This window comes from Oceanomicrobium pacificus (genome assembly GCF_009833495.1).
Taxonomy (GTDB): Bacteria; Pseudomonadota; Alphaproteobacteria; order Rhodobacterales; family Rhodobacteraceae; genus Oceanomicrobium; species Oceanomicrobium pacificus.
In genome coordinates, this window is the sequence record NZ_WUWG01000003.1 from 297,980 (window position 1) to 320,942 (window position 22,963).

A 22,963-nucleotide genomic window follows, 5' to 3' on the forward strand; every position below is an offset into this window, starting at 1 on the left:
GCGCCACAAAACGGGCAGGGCGCCCGTGCTGAGCCTGCCCGACGGTCCCGGCGCGGCGCCCGCGCCACCCGCCGATCCGGTCGCGCGCATGGGCGTGATCGATGTCGGCTCCAACTCGGTGCGCTTCGTCGTCTTCGACGGGATCGCCCGCTCTCCGGCCTATTTCTACAACGAGAAAATCCTGTGCGGGCTCGGGGCCGGACTGGCCGAAAGCGGGCGGCTGAACCCGCAGGGCCGCATCCGGGCGCTCAACGCGCTGCACCGGTTCGCCGCCCTGTCGCGGGAAATGAAGCTTGGCGGCCTTGTCGCGGTCGCCACCGCCGCCGTGCGCGAGGCCGAGGACGGACCTGCTTTCTGCGCCCGTGTGGCGGCGGAAACGGGACTGACGATCCGGGTCGCGAGCGGCGCGGAGGAGGCCGAGTTCTCCGCCAAGGGCGTGCTTCTGGGCTGGCCGCATGCCAACGGACTGGTCTGCGACATCGGTGGCGCGTCGATGGAACTGGCGCAGGTGGCCGACGGGCAGATCGGACGCTTGCAGACCTCGCCTCTGGGGCCTTTGAAGCTGCGCGACCTGATCGAGGGTGGCGGCGATCTGCGAACACATCTGAAAGACCAGATCGGCCTGCTCCGGCAGAGTTTTCCCGAAGCTGTGCACCGGCTCTTCCTTGTCGGCGGTTCCTGGCGCGCCATCGCGCGGCTCGACATGTACCGGCGCGACTATCCGTTGATGGTGCTGCATGAATATGAACTGGCGCCGAAGGACCTGCGCGACACGCTCGACTGGATCGCGGATTCCACGCCCGAGGACCTGGCCGGGCTGACCGACACCTCATCGGCGCGCCTTGCGCTGGTGCCGCTTGCCGCCCGTGTGCTGCGGCGGATGCTGAAAAGCTTCTCGCCCGAGCTTGTCTCCTTCTCCAGCTACGGGCTGCGGGAAGGGGTGCTCTATGACCGGATGCCGGTCAGCCTGCGCGAAAGCGATCCGCTTCTGGAAGTGGCCCGCCATCTCGAAGCGCGCGAGAGCCGCTTTCCCGGCTTCGGCGCCGCGCTCTATGACTGGATGCAGCCCATCGTCTCGATGCTGGACGAGGCCGAGCAGCGCGTGGTGCGCGCCGCCTGCCACATGCATGACATTGCCTGGCGCGCGCATCCCGACTATCGCGGCGAGATCTGTTTCGACAGTGTCGCGCGCGCCAATTACAGCGGGCTCGACCATCGCGGGCGGATGTTCCTCGGGCTGGCGGTGCTGGCGCGCTACAAGAATGCGGAGAAGATGCCGGAATATGCGCTCGCGGCCGCGATGCTGCCGCCCCACCGTGTGGAGCAGGCGCTGACGCTCGGCAAGGCGCTGCGGCTCGGTGCCATGCTGTCGGGATCGGTCGGCGGCGCGCTTCTGCGCACGCGGCTGTCGGTCGAGTCGGACCGGCTGGTGCTGACGCTGAGTGGGCCGGACTGCGCGCTGGAGGGCGAGGCGGTGGAGCGTCGGCTCGCAGCCCTTGCGGACCGGTTGGGCCTCGCGCCGGAACTGCGCGCCACTGCCTGAAGCCGTTTCTGAAGAAGATCCGGGAAGCCGTTCGTTCCGTTCAAAGAAAAACGGTCCGCAATGCGGACCGCTTTCCTTTCCCCTAGACTTGAGCCAATCCCGAGCCCGTCCGTGTGCGCGGTCGTCTCTTGTCCCCGATAGGAGGGGGGCGACCGTCTGCCGCACCTATTAAGCAGATTTGGCACCATGTTTCAATTCGTTTCTTGCGGGCGGTCCGCGACGCGCGCGCCATTGCGCCTGTCGCGGGCTTGGCCTACACCTCTGATCGAGTTGAAACCGCCAGATCCAGAGTCATCCATATGCGTCTGTCCCGCTATTTCCTGCCCGTCCTCAAGGAGACCCCGGCCGAGGCCCAGATCGCCTCGCACCGGCTGATGCTGCGCGCCGGCATGATCCGTCAGGCCAGTGCCGGGATCTATTCCTGGCTGCCGCTCGGCTTCAAGGTGCTGCGCCGTCTCGAAGATATCGTGCATGAGGAGCAGATCCGCGCGGGCCATATCCCGATGCTGATGCCGACGCTGCAATCGGCAGACCTCTGGCGGGAAAGCGGCCGCTATGACGATTACGGGCAGGAGATGCTGCGCATCACCGATCGGCACAATCGCGACATGCTCTACGGGCCGACGAACGAGGAGCTGATTACCGATATCTTCCGCTCCACGGTGAACAGCTACAAGGAACTGCCGAAGACCCTCTACCACATCCAGTGGAAATTCCGCGACGAGATCCGCCCGCGTTTCGGGGTGATGCGCGGCCGCGAGTTCTACATGAAGGACGGCTACAGTTTCGACATTGACGAGGCATCCGCGATCCACGCCTACAACCGCCATATGGTGAGCTACCTGCGCACCTATGAGCGCATGGGCCTGCAGGCGATCCCGATGAAGGCGGACACCGGTCCGATCGGCGGCGATTACAGCCACGAGTTTCTGGTGCTGGCCGATACGGGCGAGAGCGAGGTCTTCTACGACCGCTCCGTGACCGATCTGTCGCTGGGCGACCGTTCGGTGGATTTCGACAATGTTGCGGAGTGCCAGGCGATCGTGGACGAGTTCACCGCGCCTTACGCCCGCACGGACGAAACCCATGACGAAGCGCTCTTCGAGGCAGAGGTGCCCGCAGACCGTCGAAAGTCCGCCCGCGGCATCGAGGTCGGCCAGATCTTCTACTTCGGCACGAAATATTCCGAAGCGCTCGGCGCCGAGGTGGTCATGCCGGACGGGTCGCGCAAGCCGGTCGAGATGGGCAGCCACGGGATCGGCGTGTCGCGTCTGGTGGGCGCGCTCATCGAGGCCAATCATGACGAGAACGGGATCATCTGGCCCGAAGGCGTGACACCGTTCCGCGTCGGCATCGTGAACCTGAGGCAGGGCGATACGGATACGGACGCGGCTTGCGACAAGCTCTATGCGGACCTGACGGCGGCCGGTCTCGACCCGCTTTATGATGACCGCGAGGAACGGGCCGGCGCGAAATTCGCCACCATGGACCTGATCGGTCTGCCGTGGCGGATCACCGTCGGGCCGCGCGGCCTGAAGGAAGGCAAGGTCGAACTGACCTCGCGCCGCACGGGCGAGAGCGAGTTGCTGACGCCCGCAGACGCGCTCGCGCGCTGCGCCGACATTTACGCCGGGCTCTGAGCCACAGATGGCCGCGACGCGCCCCTTTGCCGGTTTCGAATGGGCCATTGCATGGCGCTATCTGCGCGCGCGCCGCAAGGATGGCGGCATTTCGGTCATCGCCTGGTACGCGCTGATCGGTGTGATGCTGGGCGTCGGCACGCTGATCGTCGTGCAGGCGGTCATGTACGGTTTCCGCGAGGAGTTCACCGACCGCATCCTTGGCGCCAACGCGCATGTGACCGTCTATTCGGCGCTCTACGAGGATGCGAACGGCAACCGCAGCCGCGCGATCACCGACTATGATGATCTGACCGCACGTGTCGCGGCGGTGCCTGGTGTGACCCGTGCGGCCCCGATCATCCGCGGGCAGGTCATGGCCTCTGGCAACGAGCGCAACGCAGGCGTGGAAGTCTATGGCGAGCGGCCGGAAGACATGCAGACCCTGCCGCTCATCGCCAATCCCGAAACCGCGGAGGGCGACCTGTCGCGCTTCCCCGAAGGGATCGCGGTCGGGCAGGGGGTGGCCCGCGAGCTTGGCCTGCGGGTCGGCGATTTCATCACGCTCATCTCGCCGAACGGGGTGAAAACGGCCTTCGGCACCGCGCCACGGATCAACGATTACGAGGTGGTCTATATTTTCAGCGTCGGGCGGTACGATATCGATCGGACGCGGGTCTATCTGCCCTTCGACGAGGCACAGAGCTATTTCGACCGCGAAGGCACGGCCGACGAGATCGAGGTGCTGGTCCAGTCTCCGCAGGAGGTGGACCAGTATTACCTGCCGATCATCGAAGCCGCTGGCGGGCAGAATCTTGTCTGGACGTGGAAGGATGCATCGGGCGCGTTCCTGTCAGCGCTCGATGTGGAGCGGCGGGTCATGTTCATCATTCTGTCGCTGGTCGTGCTCATCGCGGCGATGAACATCATCTCTGGTCTGGTGATGCTGGTGAAAAACAAGGGCCGCGACATCGGCATCCTGCGCACGATGGGCCTGAGCCAGGGCTCGATCCTGCGCATCTTCTTCATCTGCGGGTCGATGATCGGCGTGATCGGCACGTTCCTCGGCGTCATCCTCGGCTGCCTCTTCGCCTACTATATTCAGGACATCCAAGCGCTGGTCGAATGGATCAGCGGCGGGCAGGTCTGGGATCCGGAGATCCGTTTCCTGACCGAGATTCCGGCGCGGCTGCGCTGGCAGGATGTGTCTGCCGCGATGCTGATGGCGCTGGGCCTGTCCTTCGTCATCACCATATTTCCGGCGCGTGCGGCGGCGCGGATGAACCCGGTGGAGGCCCTGCGCTATGAGTGATGCCGTGCTGCGCCTGTCGGGTGTCACCAAGCGGTTCCACCCCGGCAAGCCGAACGAGATTACCGTGCTCGACGGGGCCGATATCGCGCTTGCGCGGGGGGAGGTCGTGGGCCTGGTCGCCCCCTCGGGCGCGGGTAAGTCGACGCTTCTGCATATTGCGGGGCTTCTCGACACGGCGGATGCCGGCTCGGTCCATGTGCTCGGGCGGGAGGCCTCGGGCGCGCGCGACCGCGAACGGACCCGTCTGCGCCGCGCCCATGTCGGCTTCATCTACCAGTTCCACCATTTGCTGCCGGAGTTTTCCGCGCTGGAGAATGTCGTCCTGCCGCAGCAGGCCAACGGGGTCGCCAAGGCGGCGGCCGAAGACCGGGCACGGGCGCTCCTCGGCCAGATCGGCCTGGAAGCGCGGCTCGATCACCGGCCGGCGGAACTGTCGGGCGGCGAGCAGCAGCGCGTGGCATTCTGCCGGGCGCTCGCCAATGCGCCCGACCTGCTTCTGGCCGACGAGCCCACCGGCAATCTCGATCCCGAAACCTCCGATCAGGTGTTCGACATCCTGCTCGATCTGGTGCGCGATACCGGCCTGTCGGCGCTGATTGCCACGCACAATCACGAACTGGCGGCGAAGATGGACCGTGTGGTCCGGCTCGATGCCGGGCGGCTGGTCGCGGCCTGAGCGGTTTCAGTCCGCGCAGATCGCCTGCAGCGTGATCCAGGAAAAATCGTCAAGCGACGGGGTATAGGGGCTGTCCGGATCGATCGTGTTCGCGCGCCGCATTGCGGCCACGCGGTCGGGATCGGGGGCGGCCCATGCGAGCGCGGTGGAGAGCGGCACGGTCGGCAGGTCCGCCGCTGCCAGCCGTTCCATCGTGGCCGGGTCCGCTTCGGGCCGGTCTGCCAGCGGCATGGACAGATAGGTGTCGATTGCGGCCTGCCGTTCGGCCGCATCTAGCCCGCCGCGCCGCAGCACATCGATCTGCTCGACCAGACTGTCATCGGCGAGCAGCGCATCGAGCGGCGCTTCCAGCGCGGCCTCTTCGATTTCCAGCGCGATCCATCCGGCCAGCGCGTCCGGGTCGCGCGCGCCCGCTACAAGGCCGGAACTGATCATCAGCCGCTGGCCGGGGATGGCGAAGATGCGCGCGGCATGGTGCCGGAAGACCCGCGCCGACCAGCCGCTGCCGGGTGCCACCCGCGCCACGATCCGGTCCAGAGCCGTCTGACCGCGCCGGTTCCGGCAGATGGTCTGGCCCGACTCCCGCATCTCCGCCACGATCTGGATGCCGATCCGGTCCCGCTGCACGGGCGCGATCTTGCCGCGCAGCAGGCTGCCGGCGATCTCGGGTCCGACCATGACCGCAGCCACCACGAGCGCGGCGAACAGCCCGCCGGCCACCCATGGCCAGACCGGCCGCCGCCGCTCGGGCAGGCTGCGCGCGGCGGTGGAGATCCGTTCGATCGCCTCGATCATCAGCGGGTCGGCAATGGTCAGCGCCTCCGCGCCGTCACTGTCGGGCGAGAAGGTGACGCCTGTCTCGTCTTCGGCGAAGCGGCGGGTCGCGGTGAGCGACCAGTGGGTCAGCGTCACATCCTTCATGTCGCTCAGGACGAGCGTGGCATTGCCGAAGGACACGATCACCTCGCGCGGCGCGGCTTGCGGCGTTTCCCGCCAGAGGCCGACTGCCTCCAGCCGTTCATATTGGTCGAGCGCGGTCACGCGTGGGTGGCCCCTCGGTCCGGGGCAGGGATGCGCATCTGCGTCATGGGCGACTCGGGATTTCTTGCCATGGCCAGACGATAAACGCCTGCTCGGGCAAGGTCATCCGGGAAGTGAGTAGCCCGAGGCATGGATCTGTTCGCGCAGGTGCAGCTTGGAGATCTTGCCGGTTGCTGTGTGCGGCAACGCGTCGAGGAAAATCACGTCGTCCGGCAACTGCCATTTCGCGACATGCTGCGCGATCAGGTCGATAATCTCGCTCTTTTCGGGTGTGGCACCGGCTTTCGGCACCACGCACAGAAGCGGCCGCTCGTCCCATTTCGGATGCGGCATCCCGATCGCCGCGGCTTCCGCCACGTCCGGATGGCCGACCGCCGCATTCTCAAGATCGATGGAGGATATCCATTCCCCGCCCGACTTGATGACATCCTTGGACCGGTCGGTGATCCGGACATAGCCGAGCGGATCGATGGTCGCCACATCGCCCGTGTCGAACCAGTTCTCCGCATCCGTGGCAGGTGCATCGGCCTTCAGGTAGCGGGCCAGCACGGCCGCGCCCCGTGTCCAGAGCCGGCCTTGCGTCTTGCCGTCCCAGGGCAGGTCTTGGTCCGCATCGTCGGTGATCTTCAGTTCCACGCCGAAGGGCGGATGGCCCACCGTTTCCTGCACGTCGACGCGTTCGGCCCCGGACCGGGCGCGCACCTCGGGCTTGAAGCTGCAGATCGTGCCGACGGGTGAGATTTCCGTCATGCCCCAAGCGTGCATCACCTGTACGCCGTACCTGTTCTGGAAGGTCTCGATCACTGCGCGGGGACAGGAGGAACCGCCGATGAAAACCCGCTCCAGATCGGGCAGGCCGCGGCCCTCGGCTTCCAGATGCTGCAAGAGCATCAGCCAGACGGTCGGCACGGCGGCGGTCACGGTCACGCCGAGGTCGAGCATCTGGCAGATGCCTGCCGGTGTCAGGTCGCGCCCCGGCATGACCAGCGACGCACCCGCCATCGGCGCGGAAAAGCCGATGGACCAGCCGTTCGCATGGAAGAGCGGCACGACCGGCATCACCCGGTCCGCGGATGAAAAGCCGAGCATGTCGGGTTGCAGCATCGACATGGCGTGCAGAAGGTTGGAGCGATGGGTGTAGACGACCCCCTTGGGATTGCCGGTCGTGCCCGATGTGTAGCAGATGCCGCAGGCGTCCGTTTCGTCGCCCGTGGTCCAGAAACCGTCACCATCTTCCGCGCCGACGAACTCGGCATAGGCCATGGCGCCCGCGGGCGCATCGGCGGGCAGGGCACCATCGTCGGACATGACGATGATCGCCTCGACCGTATCGAGCCGGTCGCGGATCGCGGTGACGACCGGCAGCAGGTCCGGGTCGACCAGAAGCATCCGGTTTCCCGCATGGTTGATCACATAGACAAGCTGGTCGGCAAAGAGCCGTGGGTTCAGCGTGTGGAGCACGGCCCCTGCACCCGGCACGCCGTACCAGACCTCCATCATCCGCGCGCTGTTCCAGGCCATCACGCCGACCACGTCGCCGCGCGCGATGCCCCAGCGCCGCAGCGCCTGCGCCAGCCGCATCGCGCCGGTCCGGACGTCGGCATAGCGGGTTTCCTCGATTGTGCCGTCCTGCAGGCGCGTCAGGACAGGGCGATTGCCATGATAGCGCGCCGCATGGTCGATGATCTCCGACACGCGTAGCGGATAGGATTGCATCAGGTTGTGCATTGGCATCGCCTCCCGTCTTTTCCTGCAACGGTAGCAGCTTGCACCGGTCCGGCAATCCCCCCGCGGGTCGGGCCATGAAAAAGCCCGGCCCCCAGAACGGGGACCGGGCAATTCATGCCGTCAGGCTGGAGCGGTCAGGCGGCTTCGGCATCCGGCGCGAACCGGCCGTAGAAGCTTTCGCCCTTGGCCGCCATATCGCGCAGCAGCGCGGGTGCGGCGAACCGGTCGCCGAAGCGGTCGGTCAGATCGTCACAGATCTCTACGGCCTTGGTCGCGCCCAGAATGTCAAGCCAGCTGAGCGGACCGCCGGACCAAGGCATGAAGCCCCAGCCGAGGATCGCGCCCACATCACCCTCGCGCACATCCATCAGAACGCCCTCTTCAAGCGCACGGACCGCTTCGAGTGTCTGGGCCATCGCGAGACGGTGCTGCACGGTCGTCAGGTCTGGCTGTTCGTCCGCCGGGGTCCAGTTGTCGCGCAGACCGGACCAGAGGCCCTGCCGCTTGCCCTTCTCGTCATAGTCGTAGAAGCCGGCCTTCGATTTGCGGCCCAGCCGGCCCTCGTCGAAGAGCTTGAAGATCACCTCGTCGGCCGCGCCGGCCGGATAGGCGTCGCCCATCGCGGCCTTGGTCGCCTTGGCGATTTTCACGCCGAGGTCGATGGAGGTCTCGTCCATCAGCTGCAGCGGGCCGAGCGGCATGCCGAGCTGTTTGGCCGCATGTTCGATCAGCGCCGGTTCGACCCCTTCGCCGACCATCCGCGCCCCTTCGTTGAGATAGGGGATGATGCAGCGGTTGGCGTAGAAGAAGCGCGCATCGTTGACAACGATCGGCGTCTTGCGGATCTGGCGCACGAAGTCGAGCGCCTTGGCCACGGCCACGTCGCCGGTCTCTTTGCCCTTGATGATCTCGACGAGCATCATCTTGTGCACCGGCGAGAAGAAGTGGATGCCGATGAACTGCTCCGGCCGGACAGAGGCCTTGGCCAGTTCCGTGATCGGCAGGGTGGAGGTGTTGGTTGCGAAGACGGCGTTCTCGTCCAGCTGGGCTTCGGCGAGCTTGGTCACTTCGGCCTTGATGCCCGGATCCTCGAACACGGCCTCGACGATCAGGTCGCAGCCCTTCAGGTCCTCGTAGCGGGTGGAGGCCAGCACGCGGTCAAGCACCTGCGCCTTCTTCTCCTCGGTGGTCTTCTTGCGCTTCACGCCTTCGGCAAGAATATCCTCGACATGGGACTTGCCACGGTCGGCGGCGTCCTGCTCGCGGTCGATCAGCACCACCTCGATACCGGCCATGGCCGAGACATAGGCAATGCCTGCGCCCATCATGCCGGCGCCGAGGATGCCGACCTTCTTGACGCTCTGATCGGCCACATCGGGACGCACAGCGCCTTTTTCGAGCGCCTGCTTGTTGATGAAGAGCGAGCGGATCATCGCGGCAGAGGAGGGGTTCATCAGAACCTTGGTGAACCAGCGCGCCTCGATCTTCAGCGCCGTGTCGAAAGGCACCATCGCACCTTCATAGACTGCCGAGAGCAGCGCCTTGGCGGCCGGATAGACGCCCTGCGTCTTGCCGTGCACCATGGCCGACGCACCCACGAAAGTCATGAAACCGGCCGGGTGGTAGGGGGCGCCGCCGGGCATCTTGTAGCCCTTGGCATCCCACGGTTTGATGATGTCGGCATCCTTTGCGTTCAGCACCCATGCCTTGGCGCGGTCGAGAAGCTCGTCGGCCGGCACGACCTCGTCGATGAGGCCCGCTGCCTTGGCCTTGGCGGGCGCGAGCATCTTGCCTTCGAGCAGGAGCGGAGAGGCTGCCATGGCACCCATCATCCGCACAAGACGCGTTGTGCCGCCGGCACCCGGGAACAGGCCGACAAGGATTTCCGGCAGGCCGATCTTGGCCTTCGGATTGTCCGCCGCGATCCGGTGGTGACAGGCGAGCGCGATCTCTGTGCCGATGCCGGCCGAGGTGCCGGGCGTCGCCCAGACCACCGGCTTGCCGCCCTTGTTGGTCTTCGGGTCCATCGCGTTGCGCTCGATCTTGCGCAAGATGCGGTGGCCGTTCATCGTGAAGTCGAACAGCGCCTGAGCCGGATTGTCCCCGGCTTCCTGACGGATCTGCGCGAGCACGTTCAGGTCCATCCCGCCCGCGAAATCCTTCTTCGCGGAGGTGATGATGACGCCTTTCACGGCATCATCGGCGATGGCGCCGTCAAAGAGCGTCTCGAACTCCTCGAACGCATCGCGCGTCATGACGTTCATGTTCGCGTCGGGCTTGTCCCAGGCGATGGTGGCGACGCCGTCGGCATCGACGGAATAGTGGAAGGTCTTGGCCATGTCGGGTCTCCTTACACGCGTTCGATGATGGTGGCCGCACCCATGCCGGATGCGATGCAGAGCGTGGCGAGCGCGGTTTCCTTGCCGGACCGCTCCAGCTCGTCGAGCGCGGTGCCGATGATCATCGCACCGGTGGCGCCAAGCGGGTGGCCCATGGCGATGGAACCGCCATTCACGTTCACCTTGTCATGGTCGACATCGAAGGCCTGCATGAAGCGCAGCACGACGGATGCGAAGGCCTCATTCACCTCGAACAGATCGATATCGGAGATGGCCATGCCGCTCTCTTTCAGGATCTTCTCGGTCACCGGAACCGGGCCGGTCAGCATGATCGTCGGATCGGTGCCGATCTTGGCGGTTGCGCGGATGCGCGCGCGCGGCTTCAGGCCGTGGGCCTCGCCGAACTCCTTGGTGCCGACGAGCAGCGCTGCGGCGCCGTCGACAATGCCCGACGAGTTGCCGGCATGGTGCACGTGGTTGATCTTCTCCAGATGCGGGTATTTCAGGAGCGCCACGGCGTCGAAGCCCGGCATCACCTCGCCCATATCCTTGAAGGACGGTTTCAGGCTGCCCAGCGACTGCATGTCGGTGCCCGGACGCATATATTCGTCACGGTCGAGGATCGTCAGGCCGTTCTGGTCCTTGATCGTCACGATCGATTTGTCGAACCGGCCGTCTTCCCATGCGGCGGCGGCGCGCTTCTGGCTCTCGACCGCATAGGCGTCGCAATCGTCACGGGAGAACCCGTATTCGGTCGCGATAATATCGGCGGAAATGCCCTGCGGCACGAAATAGGTCTTCATCGCCAGCGACGGATCGACGGCAATCGCCGCACCATCGGACCCCATCGCGACGCGGCCCATCATCTCGACCCCGCCCGACACATAGGCCTGACCGGCACCGCCGCGCACCTGGTTGGCGGCCATGTTGGTGGCTTCGAGGCCGGAGGCGCAAAAGCGGTTGATCGCCACGCCCGGCACGCTTTCATTGAAGTCGGACAGGAGCACAGCCGAACGCGCAAGGCAGCCGCCCTGTTCGCCAACCTGAGTGACGTTGCCCCAGATCACGTCTTCGACCGCGGCCGTGTCGAGATTGTTGCGGGTCTTGATCGCGTTCAGCACCTCGGCCGACAGGCGGACGGAGGTGACTTCATGCAGCGAGCCGTCCTTGCGGCCCTTGCCGCGGGGGGACCGCACGGCGTCGTAGATATAAGCGTCTGTCATCGAGAACACTCCTTCACGTGACTTGGGTTAACCAGAAGAGGATCGCCAGCAGCAGGCCTGCGCCGGCGAGCATGAGTTGAAAGGGCGCGAGCCGCGCCAATGCGGGCAGGCGCGGCGCGGCGAGGACAAGCGCCAGCAGGCCGAGCGCCGCTAAGCCCGGGCCAACAAGCCCGTCGCGCCAGACCGCCTGCACGGCCACCATGACGAGCACCGTGCCGCCGACCAGCCGCACGAAAAGCATTCGCCACCGCGTGTCGCTGCCCAGATCCGACGGATCGGGGTGGGCGAGGGCCGCGCGGTGGGCGGCAAGGCCGAGGGCCGCGCAGGACGCGGCGGCCAGCGCCAGCAGGCTATGCTGCGCCAGAACCATCAGGCGCCGGTCCCCAGCGGGTGGCCGGGCATCAGGTCATAGGGATGTTTCCAGCCGGGCAGGGCGGCGATCGCGTCGCGCCAGCGGGCGATATTGGGATAGGCGGCCATGTCGATGCCCACCTCGTCGGTGAAATAGAGGTAGCCGATGCAGGACAGGTCCGCGATGGTCATCGCATCGCCGACGATCCAGTCGCGCCCGTCGAGCCGCGCGTCGAGCACCGCCATCGCCGCCTTGGCCCGGCCCATCAGGAAACCCGTGACATCGGCGTTGCGCTTTTCCTCGGGCAGAAAGTTCATCATGAATCGCCCGGTGGCGAGGTTTGCCGTCAGCTTGTGATTGTCCCACAGCGTCCAGCGCAGGATCTCGCGCCGCTCTTCCGCATTGCGCGGCCCGAAGCGGCCGAAAACCTCCGCCAGATAGTCGAGGATCACGCCCGACTGGCTGAGGCGCAGGTCGCCATGTTCGAGCGTCGGCACTTCGGCCATCTCGTTCAATGCCTTGTAGGCATCGCTGCGCGCGGCGCCCTTGAAGAAATCGACAAAGACGGGTTCCCAGTCGGCGCCGCACAGTTCCAGCATCAGCGCCACCTTGTAGGCATTGCCGGACTGGGCGAAACAGTGGAGACGATATTCGGCAGCCATCAGAGCGTCCTCGCGATCAGTTCCTTCATGATCTCGTTCGTGCCGCCATAGATGCGCTGCACGCGGGCATCGGTCCACATTTCCGCGACCGGATATTCCGTCATGAACCCGTAGCCGCCATGCAGTTGCAGGCACTCGTCGATCACCTGGCCCTGCAGGTCGCTCAGCCAGTATTTCTGCATCGATGCGGTCTCGTTCGACAGTTCGCCGCGCATATGCGCTTCGATGCAACGATCGAGGAAGGTCCGCGCCACGACCGTGTTGGTCTTGGCCTCGGCCAGCTTGAAGCGGGTGTTCTGGAACTGTGTGAGCGGCCCGCCGAAAGCCTCGCGCTCCTTGCAATAATCGATGGTGCGTGCCACCGCGCCTTCCATCGCACCGACCGCGCCGCAACCGATCGTCAGCCGCTCCTGCGGCAGCTGTTCCATCATCTGGTAGAAGCCGCGGCCTTCCTCGGTGCCGAGCAGGTTCTCCGGCGGCAGTTCGACATTGTCGAAAAAGAGCTCGGACGTGTCCGCGGCTTTCAGCCCGATCTTGTCAAGGTTGCGCCCACGGCTGAACCCGTCCGCGCCGTCGGTTTCCACGACCATGAGCGACACGCCTTTGGCGCCCGCCGACGGGTCGGTTTTGGCCGCGACAAGGATCAGGTTCGCATGCTGGCCGTTGGTGATGAAGGTCTTCTGGCCCGACAGGCGGTAGCTGTTGCCGGCCTTGACGGCCTTGGTCTTGATCGCCTGCACGTCCGACCCGGTGGAGGGTTCGGTCATCGCCAGCGCGCCGACCAGTTCGCCTGTTGCCATCTTCGGCAGCCAGCGCTGTTTCTGGTCCTCGGTGCCATATTCGAGGATGTAATGGGCCACGATGCCCGAATGGATCGGGTTGCCCCAGCTGGCCAGGTTGGCCCGCGAGCTTTCCATGTAGATCACGGCCTCATGGCCGAAATCCCCGCCGGCGCCGCCATATTCCTCGGGGATCGAGGCGCAGAGCAGCCCCATCTCGCCCGCCTGCTGCCAGGTCTCGCGATCCATCTCGCCCTGCTTGCGCCAGCGTTCGAAATGCGGCGCCCATTGTTCGGCGATGAACTGGTGGGTCATCTCCTCGAGCATCCGGTGCTCGTCGGTCATCCAGCGGCTCGGCAGATTGGCAAAGCTCATTTCTTCATCTCTCCCGGTTTCGGCGCGCCATATTCGGCGATGAAGTCTTCGAAGACTTTTCTCAGTTGGTCGTCGTCGGCATAGCGGTCCAGCCCTTCGAGCAGGACCACCAGCAGATAGTTGTTGCCCAACCCGTATTCCGCGTTGAGCGACCGAAGACGCGCATAGGCGTCTTCGGTCAGGGCCGCGTTGAAGCGCTTGGGCAGTGGCAAGCGCTTCGCCATCTCAGAAGGCCTCGGCGTCCAGCGCCATGACCGTGTCGGCACCGCTGTTGATGCGGGCCAGATGCATCGCCGTCGCCGGCAGCTGGCGCTGCATGTAATAGCGGCCGGTGGCGATCTTGGTCTCGTAGAAGGCAGCGTCACCGGTGCCCGCGTCGAGTGCGGCCTGCGCGGCCTTGGCCATGCGGGCCCACATCAGACCGAGGCAGACATGCCCGAAGAGATGCATGAAATCGGTCGAGCCGGAGAGCGCGGCATTGGGGTTCTTCATGCCGTTCTGCATGAAGAACATGCCGGCCGCCTGCAGGTCCTTCGACGCCGCTTTCAGCGGGTCGAGGAAGTCGGCCTTCAGCGCTTCGTTGCCCTCGTTTTCCTTGATGAAGCTTTTCACCAGATCGAAGAAGGCCATGACATGCTTGCCGCCATCCTGCGCCAGCTTGCGGCCGACAAGGTCAAGCGCCTGCACGCCGTTGGCACCTTCGTAGATCATGGCGATCCGGGCGTCGCGGGCGAACTGGGACATGCCCCATTCCTCGATATAGCCGTGACCGCCATAGACCTGCTGGGCCTGAATGGTCATGTCGAAGCCCTTGTCGGTCAGGAAGCCCTTGATGACCGGTGTCATCAGAGAGATCAGGCCGTTGGCATCCGCATCTCCGGCGCGGTGATGCGCGTCGATGAGCGTCGCGCCCCACAGCGCGAAGGCCCGTGCGCCTTCCACGAAGCTCTTCTGATCCATCAGGTTGCGGCGGATATCGGGATGCACGATCAGCGGATCGGCCGGACCATCGGGGTTCTCGACACCGGTGACGGCGCGGCCCTGCAGCCGGTCCTTCGCATATTCCACGGCATTCTGATAGGCGACCTCGGCCTGGGCGTAGCCCTGCAGGCCAACGCCGAGACGGGCCTCGTTCATCATCGTGAACATGGCACGCATGCCCTTATGCTCGGTGCCCAGCAGATAGCCGGTCGCCTCGTCATAGTTCATCACGCAGGTGGAGTTGCCGTGGATGCCCATCTTTTCCTCGATGGAGCCGACGGAAACGCCGTTGCGCGCGCCGACCGAACCATCCTCGTTCACTAGGAACTTCGGCACGATGAAGAGCGAGATGCCCTTCACGCCCTCGGGACCGCCGGGGATCTTGGCGAGGACGAGGTGGATCACATTGTCAGACATGTCATGGTCGCCGGCGGAGATGAAGATCTTCTGGCCGGAGATCTTGTAGCTGCCGTCATCCTGCGGTTCGGCCTTGGTGCGCATCAGGCCCAGATCGGTGCCGCAATGCGGCTCCGTCAGGTTCATGGTGCCGGTCCATTCGCAGGTGACCATCTTGGGCAGGAAGGTGGCCTTCTGTTCGTCGGTGCCATGCGCGTGGATTGCGGAATAGGCGCCGTGGGTCAGGCCGGCATACATGTTGAAGGCCATGTTGGCCGCCGAGAAGGTCTCGCCAACTGCGGTGGCGAGCACATAGGGCATGCCCTGGCCGCCATATTCGGGGTCGCAGTCGAGCCCGGTCCAGCCGCCCTCGCGCTGCGTGTCGAAGGCTTCCTTGAACCCTTTGGGCGTGCGCACGACGCCATTGTCGAGCGTGCAGCCTTCCTGATCGCCGACAGCGTTGAGCGGCGCCATCACGTCCCGCGCGATCTTGCCGGCTTCCTCCAGAATGGCGGAGGTGAAGTCGCGGTCCAGCTCGTCATAGCCGGGCACATCGCTTTCATGCACGTTGAGGGTCTCGTGAAGGACAAAGGACAGGTCCTTCACCGGCGGGTTGTAGACAGGCATAACTCTCTCCGTCGGCGGTGTCAGAATGGTTTTGGTCGGTTCCGGAAAGGTCGCCGCCCGGAACCGGCTGTGTCGGTGATTTTCGGTGCGCTGCGTGCGCGGCCCGCGGGATTATTCCGCGGCGCGTTTGACGCCCTTGGAGGCCAGGAATTCCTCGCCCCAGCGCAGCTGTTCCTTGAGGTCCTCGATCGCGGTCGTCAGTTCCTCGCGCTGCTCTTCCATCGCGCGCAGCCGATCGCAGCCCAGCTCATAGGTGCGGGCCATCTGCGTGACCTGCTGGTCGCCAATGTCATAGAGGTTGAGCAGCTGGCGGATCTCCTCCAGCGAGAAGCCGAAGCGCTTGCCCTGCAGGATGAGTTTCAGCCGGGCCCGGTCGCGTCGGGTGAACAGACGTTTCTGGCCTTCGCGCTTGGGAAACAGAAGCTCCTTGGCTTCATAGAAGCGAAGTGTGCGGGGCGTTACGTCATAGGTCTCGCACATTTCACCAATGGTATAGAGCTCGTCAGTCATTGCGGCGCTCCTCCGGTGTTTTGTTGTTGAACCTTATGACGCAAAGGTGCGCAATCGGAGGGTGCATTGCAAGGCTTTACCTTGACGTTAACGTCAAGTTTACGCAACGTTATGTGACCTTAACGTCAAGTCGAGCCGGAGCCGCCCGCCGAAAGCCTCTGGAAAGGCGCGGAAATTTGTGACCAACTCCGGAATAGGCGGATTTCCGCGCCCGGGGGTCAGGAAAGGCGATTTTCATGTCCGACGATCAGAAAGCGCAGATCGCGCGCCAGTTCATCAACGCGATTCCCCATTCCCGCGACCTCGGGATGGAGCTGCACGCGATCGGCGAAGGCATGGCCGAGATGACTGTGCCCTATGATCCGCGCTTCGTGGGGGACCCGGACACGGGCGTGATGCATGGCGGGGTCGTGACAGCGCTTCTGGACACGTCCGCCGGGGCAGCGGTCATGGCGCATCCGACCGGCGCGGTCGGCACCGCCACAATCGACCTGCGCATCGATTATATGCGACCGGCCAAGCCCGGCGACACAATCCGCGCGCGGGCCGAATGCTACCGGACCACGCGGTCGGTCGCCTTCGTGCGCGCCTTTGCCTATGACAGCGATCCCGACGATCCGGTGGCCACGGCGGCAGGGGCTTTCACGCTGGAGCGCCCGCGCAGCAAGGCGCAGTCGGGCAGCAAGGGGGCAGGGGCATGAGCCGGACCGCGCCCGAACCCGTACAGGTCATCAAGCAGCGCCGTGATGCCGCCCTGTCGCGCTTGGCGGGCGGGGTGCCCTATATCAACCATCTGGGCGTCATTTTCGAGCGGCGCGGCGACGAGTTGACCGCGCAGTTGCCCTACAAGGAAACGCTGATCGGCAATCCGGTGCTGCCGGCGCTCCATGGCGGCGCCATCGGTGCCTTTCTGGAGATCACCGCGATCATGGAACTGGCCTGGTCCATCGTCTGGGAACAGATGGAGGGGCGCGGCCCATGGGCCGAACGGATTGAGGAAGGGCAGTTCCCGCCCATGCCCAAGACCATCGATTTCACCGTCGACTATTTGCGCTCGGGCCTGCCGCGCGACGCCTATGCGCGGGCGCGGGTGAACCGGTCGGGCCGGCGCTACGCCTCGGTCCATGTCGAAGCATGGCAGGACAACCGCAACCGGCTCTTTGCGCAGGCGACCGGCCATTTCCTGATGCCGCAACTCGATCTCGACCGTGACTGAGCCCGCATCCGCGGGCGGCACGCCCCCGGCGGAGATCACCCATCGCCGGGTTCTGAACGTCGCGCTGCCGATTGTCCTGTCGAACGCCACATTCCCGATCCTCGGCGCCGTGGACACGGGCGTCATCGGGCAGATGGGCGCGGCGGCGCCGATCGGCGCGGTCGGGATCGGCGCGGTCATCCTGACCTCGATCTACTGGATTTTCGGCTTTCTGCGGATGGGGACGACGGGCCTCGTCGCGCAGGCCAAGGGGCGCGGCGACATACCGGAGACGGGCGCGGTCCTGACCCGTGCGCTGATGATCGCGGGCGCCGCGGGGCTGTTCTTCATCCTGTTCCAGCTGCCGGTCTTCTGGGCGGCCTTCCGGATCGCGCCCGCCTCGGCGGAGGTGGAAAGCCTGGCCCGCGACTATATGGCGATCCGGATCTGGGGGGCGCCGGCGTCCATAGCCGTCTATGCGGTCACCGGCTGGCTGATCGCGGTGGAGCGGACACGGTCGGTGCTGGTGCTGCAACTCTGGCTCAACGGGCTCAACATCGGGCTCGATTTCCTCTTCGTTTTGGGCTTCGGCTGGGGCGTCGGCGGCGTGGCGCTGGCGACGCTCATTTCGGAATGGACGGCCATCGGGCTGGGGCTCTGGCTCTGCCGCGCGGCCTTCACGGGCAGCCAGTGGCGGGACTGGGCGCGGGTTTTCGACCCTGAACGCGTCCGCCGCATGATGGCGGTGAACCGCGACATCATGATCCGGTCGATCCTGCTTCTGATCCCGATGGTGTCCTTCATGTTCACCGGTGCGGCCTTCGGCGATGTGACGCTGGCCGCGAACCAGATCCTGCTGCAATTCCTGAACATCACCGCGTTCGCGCTCGACGGGTTCGCCTTTGCCGCCGAAACGCTGGTGGGGCAGGCGCTGGGCGCGCGGGCCCGCAGCCGGCTGCGTCGCGCCGCGCTCCTGACCTCGCAATGGGGGGCGGTGTCTGCGGTGCTGCTGGCCACGGTCTTCGCGCTGGCCGGTCCTGCGATCATCGACGTGATGACAACGGCGGTGGACGTGCGCGACGCCGCGCGGACCTATCTGCCGTGGATGGTGGCGGCGCCGCTACTGGGACTGACCAGCTGGATGCTCGACGGGATTTTCATCGGGGCAACGCGAACGCGGGACATGCGCAATGCGATGATCTGGTCGTTTCTGGTCTTCGTTGCCGCCGCGCTTCTGCTTGCGCCGCTCTTTGGCAATCACGGGCTCTGGGCGGCGATGATGATCTTCTTCGTGGCGCGCGCCGTGACACTGGGGCTGCGCTATCCAGCGCTGGAGGCCGAGGCGGATAGCCCGGCCTGATCAGTCAAAGAGCGCCAGCACCGCTTCCGGCGGGCGGCCAAGCACGGCGCGGTCGCCTTTCACAACGATCGGCCGCTCGATCAGTTTCGGCTCCTCGACCATCGCGGCGATGATCTCCGCCGGCGGGCTGTCGGGCGTCAGCCCGCGGTCGCGTGCGGCCTGCTCGCCCTTGCGCAGAAGCGCACCGGCTTCGATCCCGAGCAGGGAGAGCACCGTTGCCAGTTCCGCGGCATCCGGCGGGTCCTGCAGGTAGAGTCGGATCTCGGGCGTGATGCCATGTTCTGCCAGAAGTGCCAGCGTCTGCCGCGACTTGGAGCAGCGCGGATTGTGCCAGATGGTCGTCATGTCCAGTCCTCCCGTCCCGTGCCGACCGCGTCGCGCACGGATGCAAACCCGCGGGCGGCGAGTAGCTTGTCCAACCCTTCGGCGATCCTCGCGCCCAGCGACAGGCCGCCATAGACCAGCCCGGTATAGAGCTGCACGGCGCTGGCGCCAGCGCGGATTTTCTCGAACGCCTGATCGGCGGAGGCGACCCCGCCGACGCCGACCAGCGGGATCGCGCCGCCGGTTTCGGCCGACAGGCGGGCAAGGACCCGCGTCGAGCGGTCGAAGAGCGGTTGGCCCGACAGCCCACCGGCCTCTGCGGCATGGGGCGACGCCAGCCCGTCCCGCGACAGGGTCGTGTTGGTGGCGATGACGGCCGAAAGTCCGGCGTCGAGCGCGACGGCAGCCACATCGGCCAGACCGGCATCGTCGAGGTCGGGTGCGACTTTCAGGAACACCGGAATCGGCCGGTCGAGGGCATCCCGCGCGGCCATCACCCCGTCGAGCAGCGCCGCCAGCGCCGCGCGGCCCTGCAGGTCGCGCAACCGCTCGGTGTTGGGGGAGGAGACATTGACGGTGGCGAAATCGACGAACGGACCGAGCCGTCTCAGGACGGTTGCGAAATCGGCCGCGCGGTCGTCGCTGTCCTTGTTGGCGCCGAGATTGACGCCGAGCGGAACGCCGGACTTGCGCGTCTCAAGCCGCGTCGCGACCGCCTCCATCCCGTCATTGTTGAAGCCGAACCGGTTGATCGCGGCGCGATCCTCGGCCAGCCGGAAGAGCCGCGGGCGCGGATTGCCGGGTTGGGGTTTCGGTGTCACCGCGCCGATCTCGACAAAGCCGAAGCCCGCGCGCGCGAGCGGGTCCACCGCCTCTGCGTTCTTGTCGAAACCCGCCGCAAGGCCGACCGGATTGGGCAGGGCAAGACCGGCCAGATCCGTGGCGAGACGCGGCGATGTGACGGGGCCGGGCAGGGGCGCCAGCCCGAGGCGCAGCGCCGACAGCGCCAGCCCGTGTGCGCGTTCGGGATCCACCTGCCGCAGAAGCGGCAGGCCGACCCGTTCAAGAATGCGGCTCATGCCAGTCCGTCCGGGAACGCATGCCCCTCGGGGCCGAGCGGCAGCGGGCCGTCGGCCTCGATGTCCGAGAGCCGCAAGGGCCGGTAGAGATGCGGGAACAACTGCCCGCCGCGCGACGGCTCCCAGCGCAGGTCATCGCCCAGCCTATCGCTGTCGAGGGTCAGCAGCACGAGCCCGTCCTCGCCCGCGAAATGCTTGGCGGCGGTCTCGCGCACCTGCGCAGCGGTGGAGAAATGGATGTAGCCGTCGGCCAGGTCGACCGGTGCGCCTGCGGTTTCGCCCTCAGCCTGCAACGCGGCCCATTCGGGGGCACGGAATATCTTGTAGATTTTCATGCCCGTCCCTTGCCCGACCAGCCGCGCTCGCGTCAACCCTGTGGCGTCATCACACGCCGCGCCTGGCTGCGCCGCAGGCCCAACTGACGTTCGCGCCAGATGATGAAGAGCCCGGCCAGAATGATAAGCCCGGCCCCGAACATCATCGTGCGGGTCGGCACTTCCCCGAAGAGCGCATAGCCGATCACGAGCGCCATGAGCATCGAGACATATTCAAACGGCGCGATGACAGATGTGGGCGCATAGCGATAGCTCGAGGTCAGAAGGATCTGACCGATCCCGCCGAGAAGCCCCGACGAGACGAGCAGCAGCGCCTGCCGCGTGTCGGGGAAAGTCCAGCCGAAGGGCAGGGTCAGAAGCGACAGGACCGATGCCGCGACCGAGAAATAGAAGACGATGGCCGCCGTGTTCTCCGTCTGCACGAGCTTGCGGATGAAAACCTGTGCCAGCGCCATGAAAACCGCGCCCATGAGCGCCGCCATGGCACCGAGCGCCTCCCATTTGGACGCATCCTCGAAGGAGGAGACGGTCAGGCGCGGCGAGAGGACCACCGTCACACCGATCAGCCCGACCAGCACCGCCGTCAGGCGGAAAAGCCGCACTTCCTCGCCAAGGAACATGGCCGCGAAGATGACGATGAGCAGCGGCGCTGCGTAGCCGATGGCCGTCACTTCGGGCAGGGGCAGGAGCCCCAGTGCGGTGAATCCCATTGCCATGGCGGCGGTGCCGACGAGCCCCCGCCACAGGTGCCCCATCGGGTTCTGTGTCTCCAGCCCGTGACGCAGGTTGCCCTGCCAGACGAGCCAGCCGAGGATCACGGGAATGGCGAAGAAGGAGCGGAAGAAGACCGCCTCGCCCGGCGGAATATCCGGTGCGGCGGCCTTGATGCAGGTGGCCATGGCCATGAAGACCGCGACGCTCAGCACCTTCAGCCCGATGCCGCGCATCGGCGCAGTCTGGCTGTCGTCCCCTGTGGCCGTTTCCGGTCCCGTCTTCGCCGTGTCGCTCACGCCAGCCCTTCGCTCCGCGCCCAGTCATGCGCCGCATTGAGCGCATCCTCGACCGGATCGAACAGTTCGTCCACTTCCGCCTCGGTGATGATCATCGGCGGGCAGAAGGCAAGGCTGTCTCCAATGGCGCGGCAGATCACGCCGCGCGCCGTCAGTTCGGCCGCCACCTTGGCACCGGTTAGCATCGGGCGGTCGAACATGCGGGTCGAGCCGTCGGGGCTGAGTTCCAGTGCCCCCATAAGCCCTGCATGGCGGGCCTGCCCGACCAGCGGATGGTCAGCCAGACGGTCGAGATGGGCTGCGAACCGCTTCGACACGCGTTTCACATGGCCCGGAATATCGTCGCGCTCGTAGATTTCCAGCGTGCGGATGCCGACCGCGCAGCTGACCGGATGGCCGCCATAGGTGAAGCCATGCCCGAAGGAGCCGATCTTGCCGGTATTCTCCTCGATCGCGCTTGCCATATCCTCGCGGATGGCAACAGCCGAGAGCGGCGCGAAACCCGCCGTCAGCTGTTTGGCCATGGAAATCGAGTTCGGCACATAGCCGAAGCTCTGGCTGCCGAACCATTCTCCGGTGCGCCCGAAGCCGGTGATCACCTCGTCGGCGATCATCAGGATGTCGTATTTTTCGAGCACCGGCATCACGGCCTCGAAATAGCCCTCGGGCGGGACGATGACACCGCCCGCGCCGATCACCGGTTCGGCGATGAAGGCGGCAATCGTTTCGGGATCTTCGGCGAGGATCGTCTCTTCCAGTTCGCGTGCCAGCCGCGCGGAAAATTCAAGCTCGCTCTCGCCCGCCTCGGCTTCGCGCCAGTGATGCGGTGTGCGCAGGTGGGTGACGATGTCGAGCGGCAGGTCGAAATCGCGGTGGTTGTAGGGCAGGCCGGTCAGCGAGGCGCTGGCAATGGTGACGCCGTGATAGCCCTTCATCCGGCTCAGGAGCTTCTTCTTCTGCGGCTTGCCGCGGGCATTATTGTAGTACCAGGCCAGCTTGATCTGCGTGTCGTTCGCCTCCGATCCCGAGGACTGGTAGAGCACACGCGCCATGTTGCCCGGCGCCAGCGCCTTGATCTTCTCGGCCAGTTCCAGCGCCGTCTCGTGGCTGCGGCCGCTGAAGATATGATAATAGGGCAGCTTCGCCATCTGCTCGTTGGCCGCCTCGATCAGTTCGGCATTGTTGAAGCCGAGCCCGCAGCACCAGAGGCCGGCCATCGCCTCGATATAGGGCTTGCCGGTATCATCGAAGACCCGGATGCCCTCCCCGCGCGAGATCATCTGGACGCCGTTTTCCTTCAGCGCCATCGCGTTGGCATAGGGGTGCAGCAGGCTGTCGGTGTCCCGGGTCCGCGAGTTCGAGAGATCTGTCATGGTCCTGCTCCTATGGTCGGTGATTCTGCCGCGAGCATAGTGGAGTGCAGGCCGGATGACAGGGGGGCGGGCAAAGCTTTTCGCCGCTCGGCGGACGGGCGCGGACAGGGCAGGGTCCGGCCGT

General features: G+C 65.7%; 22 protein-coding genes. 7 read left to right on the plus strand and 15 right to left on the minus strand.

Annotation, left to right across the window (positions count from 1 at the left end; translation table 11 throughout):
* Positions 1-25 precede the first annotated feature (25 nt).
* The 4 genes from GSH16_RS07930 to GSH16_RS07945 all read left to right on the plus strand — a co-directional run bounded on the left by GSH16_RS07930 (position 26) and on the right by GSH16_RS07945 (position 5,150).
* Entirely contained in the window at positions 26-1,543 is a 1,518-nt protein-coding gene (locus GSH16_RS07930; RefSeq protein ID WP_160853795.1) for a Ppx/GppA phosphatase family protein, read from the plus strand.
* Positions 1,544-1,842: 299 nt separating this feature from the next.
* Complete coding sequence (gene proS, locus GSH16_RS07935) at positions 1,843-3,183, plus strand: proline--tRNA ligase (protein ID WP_160853797.1); 1,341 nt, start codon at positions 1,843-1,845, stop codon at positions 3,181-3,183.
* Between the two features lie 7 nt (positions 3,184-3,190).
* A complete protein-coding gene (locus GSH16_RS07940) occupies positions 3,191-4,474 on the plus strand; it encodes a lipoprotein-releasing ABC transporter permease subunit (protein WP_160853799.1) in 1,284 nt (427 codons plus the stop codon).
* On the plus strand, positions 4,467-5,150 hold the full coding sequence (locus GSH16_RS07945) for an ABC transporter ATP-binding protein (protein ID WP_160853801.1): 684 nt from the start codon (positions 4,467-4,469) through the stop codon (positions 5,148-5,150). The genes GSH16_RS07940 and GSH16_RS07945 overlap by 8 nt, the downstream gene beginning before the upstream one ends.
* A 6-nt stretch (positions 5,151-5,156) precedes the next feature.
* Here GSH16_RS07945 and GSH16_RS07950 read toward each other — a convergent pair whose 3' ends face one another.
* From GSH16_RS07950 to GSH16_RS07995, 10 genes are all read right to left on the minus strand, one after another.
* A complete protein-coding gene (locus GSH16_RS07950) occupies positions 5,157-6,191 on the minus strand; it encodes a hypothetical protein (RefSeq protein WP_160853803.1) in 1,035 nt (344 codons plus the stop codon).
* 102 nt (positions 6,192-6,293) lie between these two features.
* Complete coding sequence (locus GSH16_RS07955; protein WP_160853805.1) at positions 6,294-7,919, minus strand: long-chain-fatty-acid--CoA ligase; 1,626 nt, start codon at positions 7,917-7,919, stop codon at positions 6,294-6,296.
* A gap of 134 nt (positions 7,920-8,053) precedes the next feature.
* The gene (locus tag GSH16_RS07960) at positions 8,054-10,258 is read right to left on the minus strand and encodes a 3-hydroxyacyl-CoA dehydrogenase NAD-binding domain-containing protein (protein ID WP_160853807.1); all 2,205 of its coding nucleotides are present in this window, start codon (positions 10,256-10,258) and stop codon (positions 8,054-8,056) included.
* 11 nt (positions 10,259-10,269) lie between these two features.
* The gene (locus GSH16_RS07965; protein WP_160853809.1) at positions 10,270-11,481 is read right to left on the minus strand and encodes an acetyl-CoA C-acetyltransferase; all 1,212 of its coding nucleotides are present in this window, start codon (positions 11,479-11,481) and stop codon (positions 10,270-10,272) included.
* Positions 11,482-11,494: 13 nt separating this feature from the next.
* Positions 11,495-11,851: a hypothetical protein gene (locus GSH16_RS07970; protein ID WP_160853812.1), complete on the minus strand. Its 357-nt coding sequence runs from the start codon at positions 11,849-11,851 to the stop codon at positions 11,495-11,497.
* Complete coding sequence (locus tag GSH16_RS07975; protein ID WP_160853814.1) at positions 11,851-12,495, minus strand: glutathione S-transferase family protein; 645 nt, start codon at positions 12,493-12,495, stop codon at positions 11,851-11,853. The genes GSH16_RS07970 and GSH16_RS07975 overlap by 1 nt, the downstream gene beginning before the upstream one ends.
* Complete coding sequence (locus GSH16_RS07980) at positions 12,495-13,649, minus strand: acyl-CoA dehydrogenase family protein (protein WP_160853816.1); 1,155 nt, start codon at positions 13,647-13,649, stop codon at positions 12,495-12,497. The genes GSH16_RS07975 and GSH16_RS07980 overlap by 1 nt, the downstream gene beginning before the upstream one ends.
* Positions 13,646-13,873 carry a DUF3105 domain-containing protein gene (locus tag GSH16_RS07985; RefSeq protein ID WP_160853818.1) on the minus strand — a complete coding sequence of 76 codons (228 nt, stop codon included), beginning with the start codon at positions 13,871-13,873 and terminating at the stop codon, positions 13,646-13,648. The genes GSH16_RS07980 and GSH16_RS07985 overlap by 4 nt, the downstream gene beginning before the upstream one ends.
* 1 nt (position 13,874) lies before the next feature.
* Positions 13,875-15,653: an acyl-CoA dehydrogenase C-terminal domain-containing protein gene (locus GSH16_RS07990; RefSeq protein WP_160853820.1), complete on the minus strand. Its 1,779-nt coding sequence runs from the start codon at positions 15,651-15,653 to the stop codon at positions 13,875-13,877.
* 111 nt (positions 15,654-15,764) lie between these two features.
* Positions 15,765-16,163, minus strand: coding sequence for a MerR family transcriptional regulator (locus GSH16_RS07995; RefSeq protein ID WP_160853822.1), 399 nt, complete (start codon positions 16,161-16,163; stop codon positions 15,765-15,767).
* Positions 16,164-16,399: 236 nt separating this feature from the next.
* On the opposite strand from GSH16_RS07995, the gene GSH16_RS08000 reads away from it, so the two are divergent.
* From GSH16_RS08000 to GSH16_RS08010, 3 genes are read left to right on the plus strand one after another with little or no spacing between them, the layout of a single operon-like run.
* Positions 16,400-16,864, plus strand: coding sequence for a PaaI family thioesterase (locus GSH16_RS08000; protein WP_160853824.1), 465 nt, complete (start codon positions 16,400-16,402; stop codon positions 16,862-16,864).
* Entirely contained in the window at positions 16,861-17,379 is a 519-nt protein-coding gene (locus tag GSH16_RS08005) for a PaaI family thioesterase (RefSeq protein ID WP_160853826.1), read from the plus strand. The genes GSH16_RS08000 and GSH16_RS08005 overlap by 4 nt, the downstream gene beginning before the upstream one ends.
* Positions 17,372-18,718, plus strand: coding sequence for an MATE family efflux transporter (locus tag GSH16_RS08010; RefSeq protein ID WP_160853828.1), 1,347 nt, complete (start codon positions 17,372-17,374; stop codon positions 18,716-18,718). The genes GSH16_RS08005 and GSH16_RS08010 overlap by 8 nt, the downstream gene beginning before the upstream one ends.
* On the opposite strand, the gene arsC is transcribed toward GSH16_RS08010, so the two are convergent.
* From arsC to GSH16_RS08035, 5 genes are read right to left on the minus strand one after another with little or no spacing between them, the layout of a single operon-like run.
* A complete protein-coding gene (gene arsC / locus GSH16_RS08015; protein WP_160853830.1) occupies positions 18,719-19,063 on the minus strand; it encodes an arsenate reductase (glutaredoxin) in 345 nt (114 codons plus the stop codon).
* Positions 19,060-20,121, minus strand: a complete 1,062-nt coding sequence (locus tag GSH16_RS08020; RefSeq protein ID WP_160853832.1) for a quinone-dependent dihydroorotate dehydrogenase — start codon at positions 20,119-20,121, stop codon at positions 19,060-19,062. Before GSH16_RS08020 ends, arsC begins: the two co-directional genes overlap by 4 nt.
* Positions 20,118-20,456 (minus strand): DUF952 domain-containing protein, encoded by a 339-nt coding sequence (locus tag GSH16_RS08025; protein ID WP_160853834.1) that lies wholly within the window; start codon positions 20,454-20,456, stop codon positions 20,118-20,120. The genes GSH16_RS08020 and GSH16_RS08025 overlap by 4 nt, the downstream gene beginning before the upstream one ends.
* A 32-nt stretch (positions 20,457-20,488) precedes the next feature.
* Complete coding sequence (locus tag GSH16_RS08030; protein ID WP_160855126.1) at positions 20,489-21,403, minus strand: DMT family transporter; 915 nt, start codon at positions 21,401-21,403, stop codon at positions 20,489-20,491.
* 59 nt (positions 21,404-21,462) lie between these two features.
* Entirely contained in the window at positions 21,463-22,839 is a 1,377-nt protein-coding gene (locus GSH16_RS08035) for an aminotransferase (protein WP_160853836.1), read from the minus strand.
* Between the last annotated feature and the right edge of the window lie 124 nt (positions 22,840-22,963).

Coding starts and splice junctions, on each gene's coding strand:
- proS (WP_160853797.1), top strand. CDS start 1,843: ATGCGTCTGTCCCGCTATTTCCTGCCCGTCCTCAAGGAGACCCCGGCC.
- GSH16_RS07940 (WP_160853799.1), top strand. CDS start 3,191: ATGGCCGCGACGCGCCCCTTTGCCGGTTTCGAATGGGCCATTGCATGG.
- GSH16_RS07945 (WP_160853801.1), top strand. CDS start 4,467: ATGAGTGATGCCGTGCTGCGCCTGTCGGGTGTCACCAAGCGGTTCCAC.
- GSH16_RS07955 (WP_160853805.1), bottom strand. CDS start 7,919: ATGCACAACCTGATGCAATCCTATCCGCTACGCGTGTCGGAGATCATC.
- GSH16_RS07960 (WP_160853807.1), bottom strand. CDS start 10,258: ATGGCCAAGACCTTCCACTATTCCGTCGATGCCGACGGCGTCGCCACC.
- GSH16_RS07965 (WP_160853809.1), bottom strand. CDS start 11,481: ATGACAGACGCTTATATCTACGACGCCGTGCGGTCCCCCCGCGGCAAG.
- GSH16_RS07970 (WP_160853812.1), bottom strand. CDS start 11,851: ATGGTTCTGGCGCAGCATAGCCTGCTGGCGCTGGCCGCCGCGTCCTGC.
- GSH16_RS07975 (WP_160853814.1), bottom strand. CDS start 12,495: ATGGCTGCCGAATATCGTCTCCACTGTTTCGCCCAGTCCGGCAATGCC.
- GSH16_RS07980 (WP_160853816.1), bottom strand. CDS start 13,649: ATGAGCTTTGCCAATCTGCCGAGCCGCTGGATGACCGACGAGCACCGG.
- GSH16_RS07985 (WP_160853818.1), bottom strand. CDS start 13,873: ATGGCGAAGCGCTTGCCACTGCCCAAGCGCTTCAACGCGGCCCTGACC.
- GSH16_RS07990 (WP_160853820.1), bottom strand. CDS start 15,653: ATGCCTGTCTACAACCCGCCGGTGAAGGACCTGTCCTTTGTCCTTCAC.
- GSH16_RS07995 (WP_160853822.1), bottom strand. CDS start 16,163: ATGACTGACGAGCTCTATACCATTGGTGAAATGTGCGAGACCTATGAC.
- GSH16_RS08000 (WP_160853824.1), top strand. CDS start 16,400: ATGTCCGACGATCAGAAAGCGCAGATCGCGCGCCAGTTCATCAACGCG.
- GSH16_RS08005 (WP_160853826.1), top strand. CDS start 16,861: ATGAGCCGGACCGCGCCCGAACCCGTACAGGTCATCAAGCAGCGCCGT.
- arsC (WP_160853830.1), bottom strand. CDS start 19,063: ATGACGACCATCTGGCACAATCCGCGCTGCTCCAAGTCGCGGCAGACG.
- GSH16_RS08020 (WP_160853832.1), bottom strand. CDS start 20,121: ATGAGCCGCATTCTTGAACGGGTCGGCCTGCCGCTTCTGCGGCAGGTG.
- GSH16_RS08025 (WP_160853834.1), bottom strand. CDS start 20,456: ATGAAAATCTACAAGATATTCCGTGCCCCCGAATGGGCCGCGTTGCAG.
- GSH16_RS08030 (WP_160855126.1), bottom strand. CDS start 21,403: ATGCGCGGCATCGGGCTGAAGGTGCTGAGCGTCGCGGTCTTCATGGCC.
- GSH16_RS08035 (WP_160853836.1), bottom strand. CDS start 22,839: ATGACAGATCTCTCGAACTCGCGGACCCGGGACACCGACAGCCTGCTG.